Source organism: Pseudomonas sp. JV414 (assembly GCF_032424305.1).
Classification (GTDB): Bacteria; Pseudomonadota; Gammaproteobacteria; order Pseudomonadales; family Pseudomonadaceae; genus Aquipseudomonas; species Aquipseudomonas lini.
On record NZ_VYKC01000009.1, the window covers coordinates 116,379 to 132,610 of the forward strand.

The following is a 16,232-nucleotide window of genomic DNA, read 5'->3' on the forward strand; positions in this document are numbered from 1 at the left end:
ATGAACGCCGCCCAACTGCGCCGCGTCAATGTTGAAAGCTTTGCGCACTATCGTCAGGGTTTGATTGATTTGCTGCTCGACGCCGTCGGCTATGGCGCCAGTGTCGGGTTCATGGCGGACCTGGACGCGACTCAGGCCCGAGCCTATTTCGATGAAGTCCAGGAGAACCTGAACAAAGGCAACGTACTGCTGTGGGTGGTGGTCAAGGACGAACAGGTGCAGGCCAGCGTGCAACTGACGTTGTGCCAGAAAGCCAATGGGCTCAATCGCGCCGAAGTGCAGAAATTGCTGGTGCGTGAACACGCCCGTCGTCGCGGTCTGGGCCAACAGATGATGCATGCCCTTGAGCTTGCAGCCCGCCAACACAAACGCGGCATGCTCTACCTCGACACCGAGGCCGGCTCCCCCGCCGAAGACTTCTACAAGGCGATGGGCTACACCCGCGCCGGCGAAATCCCCGACTACGCCTGCGACCCGAACGGCCGCTACAAACCGACTGCCCTTTACTACAAGATTCTCCAAGGAGCCCATTGATGATTCCCGGTGAATACCAGATCCAGCCCGGCGACATCGAACTCAACGTTGGCCGCCGCACCCTCAGTTTGAAGGTGGCCAACAGCGGCGACCGGCCGATCCAGGTCGGCTCGCATTATCACTTCTTCGAAACCAACGACGCCCTGACCTTCGACCGCGCCGCCAGCCGCGGCATGCGCCTGAACATCCCCGCCGGCACCGCCGTGCGCTTCGAACCGGGGCAGAGCCGCGAGGTCGAGTTGGTGGACCTGGCCGGTCATCGTCGGGTGTTCGGGTTTGCCGGCAGGATCATGGGCGATCTCGATTAAAGATCAAAAGATCGCAGCCTCGCTTCGCTCGACAGCTCCTACAGGAAAACGCGATATACGGGGAACATGATCCCCCTGTAGGAGCTGTCGAGCGCAGCGAGGCTGCGATAGCGAGCGACGCGAGCGGTCTCAAACACAATTGAATCCCAAGGCAAGCGCATGAAAATCTCAAGACAAGCCTACGCCGATATGTTCGGCCCCACCGTCGGTGACAAGGTCCGTCTGGCCGACACCGAGTTGTGGATCGAAGTGGAACAGGACTTCACCACCTACGGCGAAGAAGTGAAATTCGGCGGCGGCAAAGTCATTCGCGACGGCCAGGGCCAAAGCCAGTTACTAGCCGCGGAAGTGGTCGACACACTGATCACCAACGCCTTGATCATAGACCACTGGGGCATCGTTAAAGCCGACGTCGGCCTCAAGGACGGGCGCATCGCGGCCATCGGCAAGGCCGGCAACCCGGACATCCAGCCCAACGTCACCATCGCCGTCGGTGCCAGCACCGAAGTGATCGCCGGTGAAGGCATGATCCTCACCGCTGGCGGCATCGACACCCATATCCACTTCATCTGCCCGCAGCAGATCGAAGAAGCGCTGATGAGCGGCGTCACCACCATGATCGGCGGCGGCACTGGCCCGGCCACCGGCACCAATGCCACCACGTGTACCTCCGGACCATGGCACCTGGCGCGCATGCTTCAGGCCGCCGATGCGTTCCCAATGAACATCGGCTTCACCGGCAAGGGCAACGCCAGCCTGCCGGAGCCGTTGATCGAACAGGTCAAGGCCGGCGCCATCGGCCTCAAGCTGCACGAAGACTGGGGCACCACCCCGGCGAGCATCGACAACTGCCTGAACGTGGCCGATCAGTACGACGTGCAGGTGGCGATCCATACCGACACCCTCAACGAGTCGGGCTTCGTCGAAACCACCCTCGCCGCCTTCAAGGGCCGCACCATCCACACCTACCACACCGAAGGTGCCGGTGGCGGCCATGCCCCGGACATCATCAAGGCCTGCGGTTTCGCCAACGTGCTGCCGAGTTCGACCAACCCGACCCGGCCGTTCACCCGCAACACCATCGACGAACACCTCGACATGCTGATGGTCTGCCACCACCTGGACCCGAGCATTGCCGAAGACGTGGCCTTCGCCGAAAGCCGCATTCGCCGGGAAACCATCGCCGCCGAAGATATCCTTCACGACCTCGGCGCCTTCTCGATGATCAGCTCCGACAGCCAGGCCATGGGTCGCGTCGGTGAAGTCATCACGCGCACCTGGCAGACCGCCGACAAAATGAAAAAGCAGCGCGGCCCGTTACCGGGTGATGGCGAAGGCAACGACAACTTCCGCGCCAAACGCTACATCGCCAAGTACACCATCAACCCGGCAATCACCCACGGCATCAGCCATGAAGTGGGCTCGGTGGAAGTGGGTAAATGGGCCGATCTGGTGCTCTGGCGCCCGGCGTTTTTTGGAGTCAAACCGACGCTGATTCTCAAGGGCGGTGCCATCGCGGCCAGCCTGATGGGCGACGCCAACGCTTCGATCCCGACACCGCAACCGGTGCACTACCGGCCGATGTTCGCCAGTTATGGTGGCTCTCTGCACGCCACCAGCCTGACGTTTATCAGCCAGACGGCGCAGGAAGCCGGTTTGCCCGAAGCCTTGGGTTTGAAGAAGAAAATCGCCGTGGTCAAAGGTTGTCGCGACGTGCAGAAAACCGACCTGATCCATAACGACTACCTGCCGCACATCGATGTCGATCCGCAGACCTATCAGGTCAAGGCCGACGGTGTATTGCTGTGGTGTGAACCGGCGGATGTATTGCCGATGGCGCAGCGATATTTCCTGTTCTGAATTTTCTCCAGAGGCGAGGAGACCGCGTTATCGTTCATCGCGGGCAAGCCCGCTCCCACAGGTGTCTGTTGTGAACACAATATTTGTGAATACCAACGATCCACTGTGGGAGCGGGCTTGCCCGCGATAGCGTCCTCAAGGGCAACACAAAAACACCAGAACGATTACTCGACCACCAGCCGCCCCAACCGCTGCTTGAGCATGCGGTTCTCGGCCCGCAGTTGCTGGACCTCTTCCAGCAGGTCCAGCGCCAGGGCGACGCCTTCCCATTCCAGCTCAAGGTCGCGCCGCAGCTTGGCAGCGCGCTTGGCCAGCACCAGCTCGTAATCGGTGAAGCGCCAATCCTTGGGCAATGTTCCCTGAGGTTCGAGGATGCCGTGTTCGACGATCTCGATCACGTGCACGTCCGACAATTCGGTCGCCTCACAGAATTCTGCCAGGTCCAGTAGAACGATCACGGGGTCGCTCATGATTGGCTACTCCTTATCTCGAAATCAAAAGTTCTCTCGCGGATCGAAAGCGGCTTTTTTTGCCAGCTCCTCCCACAATTCTTTGACGTCATGGTCGAGTTTTTTCGGCATCACTGCCTTGAGCTGCACGAACAGGTAACCACGGTGACCGGCCTTGTGCAGCAGGCCGTGGCCCTTGGCACGCATGCGCTGGCCATTCTGGCTACCGGCAGGCACCTTGAGGTTGATCTTGCCGGTCAGGGTCGGCACCGCGACTTCGGTTCCCAGCGCCAGCTCCCACGGTGCCAGCGGCAAGGTGATGATCAGGTTCTCGCCTTCGACGTCGAATTTGGGGTGCGGCGCAAAACGGATGGTCAGGTACAGGTCACCATTGGCCCCGCCACCGATACCTGGCGCGCCCTGGCCCTTGAGGCGGATGCGCTCGCCGTCGGTCACGCCGGCGGGGATCTTCACGTTCAGGCTTTTGCTGGTGTTGCTGACATGCTGGCCGGCCGCGTTGTAATGCGGCACCTGGAAGCTGACCTTCTTCGATTCGGTCGAGAGGGTTTCTTCCAGAAAAACCGGTAATTCCATTTCCACGTCTTGCCCTCGACGCCCGGCGCTTCGGCCCGACCGTCCACCACCATCAAAACCCGGACCACGGTTGCCGAAGATCGAACTGAAAAAGTCCGAAAAATCGCCCGTGTCCTGACCACCACCACCGAAACCACCGCGGCTCTGCCATCCCGGCGGGCCTTGAAAGGGCTGACCGTGGTGACCGTATTTGCGCAAGTCGTCGTATTCGGCGCGCTTGTCGGCACTTTTCAGCGCTTCATAGGCTTCCGACGCATCCTTGAACTTGGACTCGGCGTCCTTTTCCTTGCTGACGTCGGGGTGGTACTTGCGCGCCAGCTTTCGATAGGCGGCCTTGATCGCCTTATCGTCCGCGGTCGGCTCCACACCGAGAATCTTGTAATAGTCTTTGAAGTCCATCGAGGGAATCACCATCCATTATCGAAATCGCGCAGCCAGGCACAGCATGCTCTTGTTTGCAGCGTTTGGATTGACCGATCTCAAGGTTGTGACCGGGCAGCGCATCAGAAGTTTATCGGCAGCAGGGCGCGGTTCTTGCAGTCGCCCCAGGGGTTGCCAAGTCTATGCAGGGAAGTTTGGGGGTGTTGGAGCATCTTTCAAGCGCTGATCGCTGCGATTTAACGGATAGTCGGCCTTCGAATCTTCGCCGCACTGACATACACTGCGCGGCCGTTTTTTAACCGGAACTTGAAAGACATGAAAAACGCATCTCCAGCCCGTGCCTGTGGTATCGACTTCGGCACGTCCAACTCCACCGTCGGCTGGCTGCGCCCCGGCATGGAAACGCTGATCGCGCTGGAGGACGACAAGATCACCCTGCCCTCGGTGGTCTTCTTCAATATGGAAGAACGCCGCCCGGTGTACGGCCGGCTGGCGCTGCACGAGTACCTGGAAGGCTACGAAGGCCGGCTGATGCGCTCGCTCAAGAGCCTGCTGGGTTCCAAACTGATCAAGCACGACACCAGCGTCCTCGGCACGGCGATGCCGTTCAAGGACCTGCTCGGGCTGTTCATCGGCCAGTTGAAAAAGCGTGCCGAAGCCGCTGCCGGTCGGGAATTCGAAGAAGTGGTGCTGGGCCGTCCGGTGTTCTTCGTCGATGACGATGAACTGGCCGACCAGGAAGCGGAAAACACTTTGGTGGATGTAGCCCGCGCCATCGGCTTCAAGGACGTCTCGTTCCAGTACGAACCGATTGCGGCGGCGTTCGACTATGAGTCGACCATCGAAAAAGAAGAGCTTGTCCTGATTGTCGACATCGGCGGTGGTACGTCGGACTTCTCGCTGGTGCGTCTGTCCCCCGAGCGCCGCAACCACGACAACCGCCACGACGACATCCTCGCCACCGGTGGCGTGCACATCGGCGGGACCGATTTCGACAAGCAGCTGAGCCTGCAAGGCCTGATGCCGCTGTTCGGCTACGGCAGCCGGATGAAGAGTGGCGCCTACATGCCGACCAGCCACCACATGAACCTGGCGACCTGGCACACCATCAACTCGGTGTACTCGCAGAAGTCGACCCTGGCCCTGGGCAGCATGCGTTACGACATCGAAGACACCGGCGGCATCGATCGCCTGTTCAAGCTGATCGACCAGCGCGCCGGGCATTGGCTGGCCATGGAAGTGGAAGAAACCAAGATCCAGCTGACCCACGCCGACAGCCGCCATGTGCCACTGGATCGTATCGAACCGGGTTTGAGCGTGGAACTGAGCCGGGCACTGTTCGAATCGGCCATCGACAACTTGCTGGAGCGGGTGCGCAACAGCGTGACCCAGTTGCTGAACGACGCCAATGTGCGGGTCGATCAGGTGGACACCGTGTTCTTCACTGGCGGTTCAAGCGGGATTCCGGCGCTGCGCAACAGCGTCTCGGCGATGTTGCCGAATGCGCGGCATGTGGAAGGGAACATCTTCGGCAGCATCGGCAGTGGGTTGGCGATCGAGGCGGCCAAGCGTTACGGCCCGATGGATTGACCTGAAACCCTGTGGCGAGGGGGCTTGCCCCCGTTGGACTGCGCAGCAGTCCCTTCTTTTGGGGATAAGGGGGGCCGCTTCGCGACCCAACGGGGGCAAGCCCCCTCGCCACAGTAGATCAACACCGGATCAAACCATCCCCACCTGCTTCAACTCACTCTTCAGATACGCATAATAAATCGGCCCCGCCACCACCCCCGGCAGGCCGAACGCGGCTTCGAACACCAGCATTGCCAGCAGCAACTCCCACGACTTGGCACTGATCTGCCCGCCGACGATGCGCGCGTTGAGGAAGTATTCGAGCTTGTGGATAACGATCAGATAACCCAACGCCGCCACCGCCACCCAGATCGACAGCGACAAGCCAACGATAGTGATCAAGGTGTTCGAGATCAGATTGCCGATCACCGGCAGCAAGCCGAGCAGGAAGGTCAGCACGATCAGGGTTTTGGTCAGCGGCAGTTTAATCCCGAACATCGGCAGGACCACCGCGAGGAAAATCCCGGTGAAGAAAGTGTTGAGCAGGGAAATCTTGATCTGGGCGAAAACGATGTTGCGAAACGCCTGGACCAACAGGTGCAAACGGTCGAACAGCGCCGCGGCCAAGGGCTTGCGCTTGGTCACATCCGGCGCTCGCTGCAAGGCAATGATCGCCCCCAGCACCATGCCGATCAGCAGCGTCACGAACATGTGCGCCGCGTCCTTGCCGACCAGTTGCAAGTCACTGAGGTGCTTGCTCATCCACTCGCCGATGGCCACCCGGAACTCGGCGGCACTGGCCGGCAGATAAGCGTCGATGAACGGCGGCAACTGCCCGCGCGCGCGGTCGACCACGACCATGAATTTGTCGAGGGAAGCGCCGGGGTTTTCCGCCTCGTGCAGTAGAAAACTGATCGCACCGGCAAAGATCAGCGCCAGCACGCTGACGACTAATGTCCCCAGCAACGCCACCGCCAGCCAGCGCGCACGGCGGCCTTCGATCAGCCGCTGCAATTGCGGCGTGAGCATGTTGACCAGTTCGAACACCAACAACCCGGCCAGCAGGCTGGGCAGCAATCGCAGAGGGAGCACCAGCAGCAAACCACCAAAAATGATGACCCAGCTGATGAGCAACAAGACCTGACGCTGAGAAAACGCTGACATACAGCCTCAAAACGAACGACGTAAAAGGATTGGCAGTCTGCCAGCGTTCCGGCGCCGAAGCGAGCGGATGACCTTCAAGCGGCGTCGCTCCGAAAAGATCGCAACCTGCGGCAGCTCCTACATAAGATCGCGTTCCCTGTAGGAGCTGCCGAAGGCTGCGATCTTTTGATCTTTATTTTTTCTTCAGACAATCGCTCATGAAGGTTTTGCGCGCATCACCCGTGAGGGCCTGGGTGGCGGCGGTGGCGTTGCAGGTCTTCATCTTTTCTTGTTGAGGGGTCATGGGCTTGGCGGCATCGGCGGCCGGCGCGGCTTTGAGGCAGGTGCTCATGAAGGCTTGGCGCTCGTCACCCTTGAGGCTTTTTGCGGTAGCGTCGGCATTGCAGGTGGTCATTTTGTTCTGTTGGGCAGTGGCGGCGAAACCTTGGGAGCAGAGCAGCAAACCGACCATCAACAACGGGGCACGCAACATCTTCATGGAGTGTTCTCCTTGTTGCCGCACCGATGGATGCGGCCTTGTTTCGGAGTGTAGACAAAGCCTGTTACACGTTCACCTGCTATCGAGGTGGCTGCGTCGATATTGCTCAGGCGTGCACCCGGCCTGACGCTGAAACATCGCGATGAATGCCGAGCCGGTGCTGTAGCCCATGTCGAAGGCGATTTCCTGAATGCTGCGCTGGCTATCGAGCGCTTCGATCGCCGCCAGAAACCGCAACCGCTGCCGCCACTCACCGAAACTCATGCCCAACTCGCGGACAAACTGCCGGGCCAACGTGCGTTCGCTGACGTGAATTTGCGCGGCCCAGTGCGCCAATGGCCGGTTGTCCCCAGGCTCGGTCTGCAAGGCTTCAAGGATTGCGAGCAGCCCGGTGCTGCTGGCGTAGGGTAAGTAACACTCATGCATCGGCGCCTGTTGCAGTTGGTCCACCAGCACTTGAGCCAGTCGCTGGTCTGCATCGTGCTCGGGAATTTTCACATCGCGGGCGGCGAAGTCTTTCAGGATCGCCTTGAGAATGTCGCTGATCGCCAGGGTGCAGGCCTGCTGCGGCAGATCGCGACACAGCGCCGGCGCGAGACAGACCGCGCGGTAGTTGATCGGCTGATTGCTATAGAAACTGTGCTCGGTCCCGGGCGGCACCCACACCGCGTACTGCGGCGGCGACATGAAGCGGCGGCTGCCGATTTCCATGTGCAAGACGCCATTGGCCGAATACTCGAGGGTGCCCCAAGGGTGATGGTGGACCGAGGCGTATTCGTGGGTGTTGAAGTCGGCATAACGGAAATAGACCGGGGCCGGCAGTTCGCTGAAATCCAGCAGATCGATGTGTTTGCTGCTCATGCTGTCCGGAATCAGAGGCAAGTTGTCTGGATCGCAGTATAGGCATTGATTCAGACAAGCGGATAATCACCCTTCATTAACGTTCTGGTTTTTCCCGATGCAATACGCTTACCCCCTGCTGGCCATTTTCATTTGGGCCGGCAACACCGTGATCAACAAACTCGCGGTCGGCGCGATCTTTCCCGCCGAAATCGGTTTCTACCGCTGGCTGCTGGCCGCAATGCTGTTCACGCCTTTCATGCTTAAACCGGTGATCGCCCACTGGTCGTTGATCCGCCCGAACCTTGGCAGGATTTTCATCCTTGGCGTGCTCGGCATGGCGGTTTATCAGAGCCTGGCCTACTTTGCTGCGACGCTGACTTCGGCCACCAACATGGGGATCATTTTGTCGCTGATGCCATTGATGTCGCTGGCCATGGCGATTGTCTGCCTCGGCCAACGCCTGACCGCCGGCGCACTGGCCGGCGCGGTGTTGTCGTTTGCGGGGGTTTTGGTGGTGGTGTCGTCCGGCAGCCTTGGCGCTTTGCTGGAACACGGGGTGAACCTGGGCGACGCGATGATGCTGATCGCCACGCTGGCGTATGCGATTTACAGCACCTTGCTGAAGAAATGGCAGCTGCGTTTGCCGCCGCTGGTGTTGTTGTATTTGCAGGTGTTGGTCGCGGTGGTGGTGCTGTTTCCGCTGTTCCTCGCCTCACCGAAAATCGGCCCGACCCTGCATAACATTCCGCTGGTGCTCTACGCCTGCCTGCTGGCCTCGATGCTTGCGCCGCTGGCGTGGATGCAGGCCGTGGTGCGCCTGGGGCCGAGCCGGACCACGCTGTTTTTCAATTTGCTGCCGTTGATTACTGCGCTGATTGCGGCGGTGGTGCTGCATGAACAGTTGGCGCTGTATCACTTGGTGGGTGGGGTGTTGACGCTGGGCGGGGTGATTTTGTCGGAGCGCTGGACCACGGTGCTGGGCCGAAAGGTCAGTGTTGCCTGATATGACGCTTTCGCGGGCAAGCCACGCTCCCACAGGTTTGGCGTCGTGCCTATTACGGGCGTCCGACACAAAACCTGTGGGAGCGTGGCTGCCCGCGAAGAACGATAACGCGGTCCCACTGCCGTTCACACACCGGCCGCCTTCAACCGCGCCGCATGCTCAACAAACAACCGCACCGGCTCTGCCCCCTTGCCCACCAGCCCCAGCGACTGGTTGACGATATCGAAGTGATCCATCGGGTATTCATCACCGATCACCGTCCCCAAATGCGAGCTGTAACGCCCGACCATCCCGTCGCAATGCCCCGCTTCACGCACAAAGGTCCTGGCAAACAACCGGCAACTGCGGTTTGTCCCGTCGAACAGATTGCACCCGCGATCGGTCTTGCCTGGCTGCAAGGTTCCGGACCAGGAGTAATAACGCACGCCATTGACCACTTCCGGACCATGCCCGCCCCAAGTGTCAGGCAGACCTTGTGGATAACGCTGATTGAACAGCGCCACGCCCGCCGTGGTCAGGGATTGGTGCGAAGCCGGGATATCCACCGGCAGTCTCGGCCCGCGATAGCCGGTTTCCAGCAGGCACATCAACGCGCTGATCAGCCACAGTAAAAAGCTCAGCAGCCGGCCCTTGGCGCTGTCAGCCGGATAATGGGTGTGCAGATGGTCCGCCAGCTCCGAGCCGTGATTCGGCCCGGCCACCGAGGTCACTGAAGCCACCTGGTCCGGGCGTTTTGCCGCGGCGTAACGGGCGGTCAGCGAGCCTTGGCTGTGGCCGATCAGGTTGACCTTCTCGGCACCGGTTTCGCGCAAAATTTCCTCGATGCGTGCCAGCAATTGCTCGCCGCGTACCTCGGTGGAGTTGAGCGGCGAGACCTGCACCGCAATCACGGTCGCCCCATCCCGGCGCAGCGCCGAAATGATTCCGTACCAATAGGGATAGAGCAACAGACGGATAAAACCGAGCATCCCCGGGACCAGCACCAAGGGGTAACGCGTGGCGGAACCTTGCGACATGGATAAACATCCTTGTGATCGGTGAGATGAAGCAAGGCCGGATGCAAGGCATCAGCCAAGCATCGCCACCCAAGATGACAACTCAACGACCAGTCTATGACATCGCCTACTTCAACCCCACCACACCCGCCACAATCAGCCCGACCGACACCAGCTTGAGCGCTGTCAGGCTTTCGCCGAGCAGCGCAAAGCCGAGAAACACCGTGCCCAGTGAACCGATGGCGGTCCAGATCGGGTAGGCGATGCTCACTGGCAATTCGCGCATGGCCAGGGTCAGGAAGTAAATCCCGCCTACCGCGGCCACCACCGTAATGACTGACGGCCAGAGCCGGGTGAAGCCTTCGGCGTACTTCATGCCCATGGCGAAGGTGACCTCGAACCCGGCAGCGATCAGCAGGAACAACCAGGCCATCTAGAACTCCCTGGCCAGCGCCAGCAGACGCTGCTCGGCCTCGGCCACGGACACCTGGAAGGTGCGTTCGGCGGACTCCTCGCCCTCGGCGGCGACCACCGTGACATCGGTGATGCCAATAAACCCCAGCGCCGTGCGCAGCAACGGATCGGCATGGTTCATCGCTTCAAGTTCACCGCCGGGGCCGAAACCAAAACCGCCGCGACTGGTGACGATCAACGCCTTCTTGCCCTGCACCAGCGGCTCGTACTGAGCGACGCCGTTGTCCAGGGTGTGATTGAACGTCAGCCCGAGCCGCACAATCTGGTCGATCCAGGCCTTGAGGCCGCTGGGCACGCTGAAGTTGTACATCGGTGTGGAAATCACCAACAGATCATGGCCGAGCAACTCCCCCACCAATTCATCGCTGAGTGCCAGGTCGGCCTGCATCGACAGTGGTCGCGCTTCGGGTTCCGGATGAAAAGCGGCCGCCACAAACGCTTCGTTGACAGCTGGAATCAACGCCCGACCGACTTCACGGCGGGTCAGTTGCGACTGCGGGTTGCGGCCCTGCCAGGCGCAAAGAAACACCTCGGCCAAACGCCGCGAATGTGATCGGTCGCCACGGGGGCTGGCGTGAATGGCAAGAATTCTACTCATCTGAATCTCCTTGAAGGGTTAAACTGAAACGGCTTGTGCTTGCAGCTTGAAGCGTGGAACCGCCGCTCTTCAAATGAACAGAAATCAGTCTGGATGAATCTATTTCATCCATGGAGTTTTAAATGTTTGCTTCGTTGCCGCTGACCGCCCTGCGCGCCTTCGAATCTGCCTCGCGCCTGTTGAGTTTCAAGGCCGCCGCCGAAGAGCTCTCCGTGACGCCGACGGCGGTTTCCCATCAGATCCGCTCCTTGGAAAACTGGCTCGGCGTGCCGTTGTTCGAACGACTGCCCCGGCAGGTGCGCCTGACCGAATGCGGCGAACGGCTGTTCCGCAGCCTGCACGGCGCCCTGCTGGAAGTGGCGCAAAGCGTCGATACCTTGCGCCCGCAACGCAGCGGCACGAACCTGACGATTTCCACCACAGCCGCGTTCGCAGCCCTTTGGCTGGTGCCTCGGCTGGGACGTTTTTACGCCCGCCATCCGAACATCAGCCTGCGCCTGGACACTCACTGTGAAGTCATCGATTTGCATCAGGACGCCAGCGTCGATCTGGTGGTGCGTTACAGCCTCGACGATTACCCGAACCTGTATGGCCTGTGCCTGTTCGACGAATCCTTCGGGGTCTATGGCTCGCCCGAACAAGTGACTCTGGCAGCCAGTCGGGTACCGACGCTGATTAGCGTGCGCTGGCACAACTCCAAGTTGTACGCACACGGCTGGGAGGCCTGGTGCGCGCAGTCCGGTGAAACCTGGTTAACCGAACAACCAGCGGTGCGTGAATACGACGAAGAGCATTACGCCCTGCAAGCCGCCATCGCCGGGCAAGGCCTGGTGCTGGCGAGCAATATTTTGGTGTCGGAGAGTGTGGCCAGCGGCTTGCTACTGCCCTATCGGGGGGACATTCAGGTCGACGGGGCCGGATACAGCGCGCTGTGCGTACCGGGCCGTGAACGGCATCCGCCGGTGCGGGCGTTTTTTGCGTGGTTGCAGGAGGAGGCTCGATTGTCGGGTCTATTGCCAAGATCGCAGCCTGCGGCAGCTCCTACGGGAGAACGCATTCCTCTGTAGGAGCTGGCGAGACCTGAAAGCAAAGATCGCAGCCTTCGGCAGCTCCTACAGGGGATAGCGTTTATCCGCGAAATCGCGGCGAACACCACATTTGTAGGAGCTGCCGCAGGCTGCGATCTTTTGATCTACCGGGTGGGTTTGACCGTCACCGGCGCCTTGCCCGCCTTCATCTGCTCCAGCAACGGCGCACACTGATTCGGCTCACCACCGCTGGGCGCTATCAATGCCAGCAAGCCCGCCGCTGGCGCGGCGATCACACCCAGTGCAACCATCCCGGCCCCACGAAGCATCAACGGCACCGGTTTCACGCCCGCATCCGGCTTGATGAACTTGCCCCGCACATACAGCGGCGAACGTAGCGAAATCAAGCGCCAGCCCTTGGATTCCGGAGAAATGGTCAGGTCCAGTTGCTCGGTCGCCATGTTCGCCGTGCCGTCGACGTAGACGATCGCGGTCTCGGTATCGAAAACGAACAGCCGCGTGGTTGCCAGACCGGCCTTGATCTCGAAATCGGCCGCCGCGCAATTGATCTTCACTTCCCGGTCACCAAAGATCTTGCCCACTACATAGTTGCCGACATTGAGCCCCGCCAGCTCCATCAACTCACGGCTGATAGCGCCGTCATTGATCAGCATCTTCAAATTGCCATCGGCAGTGCCCAGCAGCTTGGCTACCGAGTTGCCCCGACCGACAAGATCGGCGTCGCCATTAAGCTCACCGAAACTGGTTTTCATCCGCTCCAGGGTGGGGAACAACTGCTTGAGCTTGAACTTACGCGCGGTCAGTTTGGCCCGGCCTTCCAAAGGCTCGGTGCGCCCGTCCAGACGAATCTGCGCATCCAGATTGCCGCCAGCCACGCCGAAACGCAGGGGTTCGAGGCTGAGCACGCCATCGGTCAGTACCACATGGGTGTAGAGATCGTTGAACGGCAGTTTTGCGCTGTGGACGATGCGTTTGCCGGTGAATTCCACATCTGCGTCCATGTCGCGCCAGCGTTCAGTCCTGAACTCCTCGACCGGCAGCAGCTTGTCCGCCGGCTGCTTGCTTTCACCGCCGCGATCCTTTTGCTTGGCGTTGGAATCGGCACCGATCAATGGGGCCAGGTCGGTAAACAGCAGTTGATTGGACTCCAGCGCCCCGCTGAGCTTGGGCCTCGGCTGGCTCGCCACGTAGGTCAGGTTGCCATGAATGTCACTCTGGCCGATGGTGCCGTTGAACGCCTCATAGCGGTACACCGCCCCGCCCGGCTCATTCAACTTGGCAACCAAGTGCCCGTCGGTGGCGTAAGGCGGAGTATCCGGCAGGGTTACGCCGATCAGCGGATAGAGATTACCCAGGCTGGCACCGGCCAGTTTCAGGCGCAGATCCAGGGCGCCGAGGTTCAATGGATCGGTGAGCGTGCCGGCCATCTCGACGCTGGTGTCGGCGATCTTCATTTGCGCCTGAAGCGGAAACGGCTTGGAGGCGTCCTGTAAAGCCAGCAAACCGCCGGTCTTGCCCTCGCCCGCGAGATTCTGACCGTGGTATTGGCCTTTGACCTTCAATGCGAAGGCGTAATCCTGTGGCGAGCCACCCTTTTCAACCGCTTTTTTTGCCGCTTTGCCTCCGACAATGTCGCTGAACGGAATCGGTTTGCCCAACGGATCGATGAGCAGATCAAGCTGAGTCTTCAGCTTCTGATCGTCGAGCGTGACGTGTCCCTTGTCGAAGCCGATGGCACCGATGTCCAGCGCCCAGTTCGAAGGCTCGGCATTCGGGTCTTTGGGGTCGAACTTGAATGTCCAGTTGGCGCGGCCGTCGGCCAGACGCTGCAGGTCGGCATTGGGCTCGCTCAGGTCGATACGCGGGATCACCACCCGCTGCGCCAGCAAGGCCAGCGGCGAAATGCGCAGCTCGACGCGTTTGAGGGTGGCCATCTGCGGTTGTTTCGACCAGTCCGGGTTGCCCAGGCTCAAATCCTCAGCCACCACATGCGGCCATGGCACCCAGGCCCGCCAGCCGCCCTCGTCAGGCTCGCGCTGCCAGATCACCGCAAGGTTGCCATTGATGGCGAACGGACGATGCAGTTCTTCGGACACTTTGGCGTTCAGGGGCGGTTTGATCCGGTTCCAATCGAAGAACGCGATGATCAGCACCAGGACGGCCAGCAGGACAACGAGGCTGGCGAAGGTCCAGGCAAGAATTTTACGAGTGCGCGTCATTGCACAGGGCTCCTGAATACGACTGAGCGCCCCGACAGCGACGCACTGATGAAACGTTAGGCCAGAACTGGCCTGCCATGAAATCTAGGACTGGGAAATGGCACGCAGGTTTAACCGAATAGGCACTTAACACTCAAATAATCGGCCGGGGACACCCTGCTCCCTCATCCGGCGTTACCGCACCCGCACTTTTGCGAGGCGAGAACGGGTCGAAAATACCCACCTCAGTGCAAAAAAGCTCGCCGGAAACGCCCGTTCTAGAGCGCTGCGGCCGAACAATCAATTCTGTTGATTATTACCATTGCGTTTATGAACTTTTGTATCGACTTATCGAGAGTAGCATTGCCCTCGTACCCACTTTATCGCCCTCCCAAGGAGCAACCCATCATGAAACGCGAATTACTGCTTAGCCTGACCCTCTCGATGTTAGCCAGCACCGCTTTTGCTTTGCCGGCCGCTGATCAGGCCACTCCACAAGTCAAAGACAGCCACTCGGTGTTCAGCCAGACCGTTGCCGCTGACGGTTCCGATCGCACTCCACAAGGTCAGACCCTGGCCGAAGGTGGCAATGATCGCCTGAAAGAAAAAGGCCTGATCACTCAAGATGGCTCGGATCGTACCCCACAAGGTCAGACGCTTGCCGCTGACGGTTCCGACCGTACTCCACAAGGTCAAACCCTGGCCGCTGACGGTTCCGATCGCACTCCACAAGGTCAAACCCTGGCTGCCGACGGCTCCGACCGCACTCCACAAGGCCAGACCCTGGCTGCCGACGGCTCCGACCGCACTCCACAAGGCCAAACCCTTGCTGAAGGTGGTTCCGATCGCACTCCACAAGGCCAGACCCTTGCTGAAGGTGGTGGTGACCGTGTAATCGAACGCAACAGCGCTGTGAGCTAAGCCCATGGCGGCCCCGAAAAAAAGCCCAATCCCCGGATTGGGCTTTTGACTTCATAAAAGCTGCATTTCCCCGCGTGATCCCCCGATAGTCGTTCGACGCCAGCGAAGCCGATTTGCTAGAGTGCGCCGCTGTCCCTGTCCAGAAAACACCTTTGCGATGCTGCCCCGCGCCGAACAGAAACAACAGACCCGCAACGCCCTGATGGACGCTGCCCGCCACTTGATGGAAAGCGGCCGAGGATTCGGCAGCCTGAGCCTGCGCGAAGTGAGCCGAACCGCCGGGATCGTCCCCACCGGTTTCTACCGGCATTTCGCCGACATGGATGAATTGGGCCTGGTGCTCGTGAGCGAAGTCGGTCAGACCTTCCGTGAAACCATCCGCCTGGTGCGCCATAACGAGTTCGTCATGGGCGGCATCATCGACGCCTCGGTGCGGATCTTTCTCGACGTGGTCACGGCCAATCGCTCGCAGTTCCTGTTTCTTGCCCGCGAACAGTACGGCGGCTCGCTGCCGGTGCGCCAAGCCATTGGCCGCTTGCGCGAAGACATCAGCTCGGACTTGGCGGCGGACTTGTCGCTGATGCCGAAACTGCAGCATCTGGACATCGCGGGGCTGGGTGTCATGGCTGATCTGATCGTCAAGAGCGTGTTCGCGACCCTGCCGGACATTATTGATCCACCGGCGCAAGCGTTGCCGGAGCATTTGACGCCACAGGCGAAGATTACTCAGCAGTTGCGCTTCATCTTTATCGGACTGAAGCATTGGCAGGGACTCGGCAGTACCGAGTGACCTGTTAAAAGATCGCAGCCTTCG

17 protein-coding genes are annotated in these 16,232 nt (G+C 60.2%); 8 read left to right on the forward strand and 9 right to left on the reverse strand.

Translation table 11 applies throughout. The features are described from left to right. From F6R97_RS11515 to ureC, 3 genes are all read left to right on the forward strand, one after another. Positions 1-534 (forward strand): GNAT family N-acetyltransferase, encoded by a 534-nt coding sequence (locus F6R97_RS11515; RefSeq protein WP_123721456.1) that lies wholly within the window; start codon positions 1-3, stop codon positions 532-534. After that, positions 534-842: an urease subunit beta gene (locus F6R97_RS11520; protein WP_008011171.1), complete on the forward strand. Its 309-nt coding sequence runs from the start codon at positions 534-536 to the stop codon at positions 840-842. The genes F6R97_RS11515 and F6R97_RS11520 overlap by 1 nt, the downstream gene beginning before the upstream one ends. A gap of 159 nt (positions 843-1,001) precedes the next feature. Beyond that, positions 1,002-2,702, forward strand: coding sequence for an urease subunit alpha (ureC, locus tag F6R97_RS11525; RefSeq protein WP_048396163.1), 1,701 nt, complete (start codon positions 1,002-1,004; stop codon positions 2,700-2,702). A 164-nt stretch (positions 2,703-2,866) separates the two neighbouring features. On the opposite strand, the gene F6R97_RS11530 is transcribed toward ureC, so the two are convergent. Both F6R97_RS11530 and F6R97_RS11535 read right to left on the reverse strand, forming a co-directional pair. Further along, on the reverse strand, positions 2,867-3,172 hold the full coding sequence (locus F6R97_RS11530; RefSeq protein WP_315866567.1) for a chaperone modulator CbpM: 306 nt from the start codon (positions 3,170-3,172) through the stop codon (positions 2,867-2,869). 24 nt (positions 3,173-3,196) lie between these two features. Continuing rightward, positions 3,197-4,144 (reverse strand): DnaJ C-terminal domain-containing protein, encoded by a 948-nt coding sequence (locus F6R97_RS11535; RefSeq protein ID WP_038980197.1) that lies wholly within the window; start codon positions 4,142-4,144, stop codon positions 3,197-3,199. A 297-nt stretch (positions 4,145-4,441) separates the two neighbouring features. On the opposite strand from F6R97_RS11535, the gene F6R97_RS11540 reads away from it, so the two are divergent. Further along, on the forward strand, positions 4,442-5,716 hold the full coding sequence (locus F6R97_RS11540) for an Hsp70 family protein (protein WP_038978749.1): 1,275 nt from the start codon (positions 4,442-4,444) through the stop codon (positions 5,714-5,716). Positions 5,717-5,845: 129 nt separating this feature from the next. Here the strand turns inward: F6R97_RS11540 and F6R97_RS11545 are convergent, their stop codons facing one another. The 3 genes from F6R97_RS11545 to F6R97_RS11555 form a co-directional block, all read right to left on the reverse strand. Then, the gene (locus F6R97_RS11545) at positions 5,846-6,859 is read right to left on the reverse strand and encodes an AI-2E family transporter (protein WP_038978748.1); all 1,014 of its coding nucleotides are present in this window, start codon (positions 6,857-6,859) and stop codon (positions 5,846-5,848) included. A 172-nt stretch (positions 6,860-7,031) separates the two neighbouring features. Continuing rightward, positions 7,032-7,337 carry a PsiF family protein gene (locus F6R97_RS11550; protein WP_048396162.1) on the reverse strand — a complete coding sequence of 102 codons (306 nt, stop codon included), beginning with the start codon at positions 7,335-7,337 and terminating at the stop codon, positions 7,032-7,034. A 72-nt stretch (positions 7,338-7,409) separates the two neighbouring features. Next, complete coding sequence (locus F6R97_RS11555; protein ID WP_048396161.1) at positions 7,410-8,198, reverse strand: AraC family transcriptional regulator; 789 nt, start codon at positions 8,196-8,198, stop codon at positions 7,410-7,412. A 97-nt stretch (positions 8,199-8,295) separates the two neighbouring features. On the opposite strand from F6R97_RS11555, the gene F6R97_RS11560 reads away from it, so the two are divergent. Beyond that, positions 8,296-9,183, forward strand: a complete 888-nt coding sequence (locus F6R97_RS11560; RefSeq protein ID WP_048396160.1) for a DMT family transporter — start codon at positions 8,296-8,298, stop codon at positions 9,181-9,183. A gap of 125 nt (positions 9,184-9,308) precedes the next feature. Here the strand turns inward: F6R97_RS11560 and F6R97_RS11565 are convergent, their stop codons facing one another. The 3 genes from F6R97_RS11565 to F6R97_RS11575 all read right to left on the reverse strand — a co-directional run bounded on the left by F6R97_RS11565 (position 9,309) and on the right by F6R97_RS11575 (position 11,250). After that, the gene (locus tag F6R97_RS11565) at positions 9,309-10,199 is read right to left on the reverse strand and encodes an esterase/lipase family protein (RefSeq protein WP_048396159.1); all 891 of its coding nucleotides are present in this window, start codon (positions 10,197-10,199) and stop codon (positions 9,309-9,311) included. Between the two features lie 106 nt (positions 10,200-10,305). Continuing rightward, positions 10,306-10,611, reverse strand: a complete 306-nt coding sequence (locus F6R97_RS11570) for a DMT family transporter (protein ID WP_007903452.1) — start codon at positions 10,609-10,611, stop codon at positions 10,306-10,308. Continuing rightward, positions 10,612-11,250: an FMN-dependent NADH-azoreductase gene (locus tag F6R97_RS11575; protein ID WP_038978743.1), complete on the reverse strand. Its 639-nt coding sequence runs from the start codon at positions 11,248-11,250 to the stop codon at positions 10,612-10,614. A gap of 122 nt (positions 11,251-11,372) precedes the next feature. Here F6R97_RS11575 and F6R97_RS11580 point away from each other — a divergent pair, with 122 nt between their 5' ends. Next, positions 11,373-12,317, forward strand: a complete 945-nt coding sequence (locus F6R97_RS11580) for a LysR substrate-binding domain-containing protein (protein WP_038978742.1) — start codon at positions 11,373-11,375, stop codon at positions 12,315-12,317. Positions 12,318-12,442: 125 nt separating this feature from the next. On the opposite strand, the gene F6R97_RS11585 is transcribed toward F6R97_RS11580, so the two are convergent. Then, complete coding sequence (locus tag F6R97_RS11585; RefSeq protein WP_315866568.1) at positions 12,443-14,518, reverse strand: AsmA family protein; 2,076 nt, start codon at positions 14,516-14,518, stop codon at positions 12,443-12,445. Positions 14,519-14,905: 387 nt separating this feature from the next. On the opposite strand from F6R97_RS11585, the gene F6R97_RS11590 reads away from it, so the two are divergent. Together F6R97_RS11590 and F6R97_RS11595 are read left to right on the forward strand one after the other, a co-directional pair. Beyond that, positions 14,906-15,418, forward strand: coding sequence for a hypothetical protein (locus tag F6R97_RS11590; RefSeq protein ID WP_315866569.1), 513 nt, complete (start codon positions 14,906-14,908; stop codon positions 15,416-15,418). Between the two features lie 157 nt (positions 15,419-15,575). Continuing rightward, positions 15,576-16,208, forward strand: coding sequence for a TetR family transcriptional regulator (locus F6R97_RS11595; RefSeq protein WP_038978739.1), 633 nt, complete (start codon positions 15,576-15,578; stop codon positions 16,206-16,208). Positions 16,209-16,232: the final 24 nt, after the last annotated feature.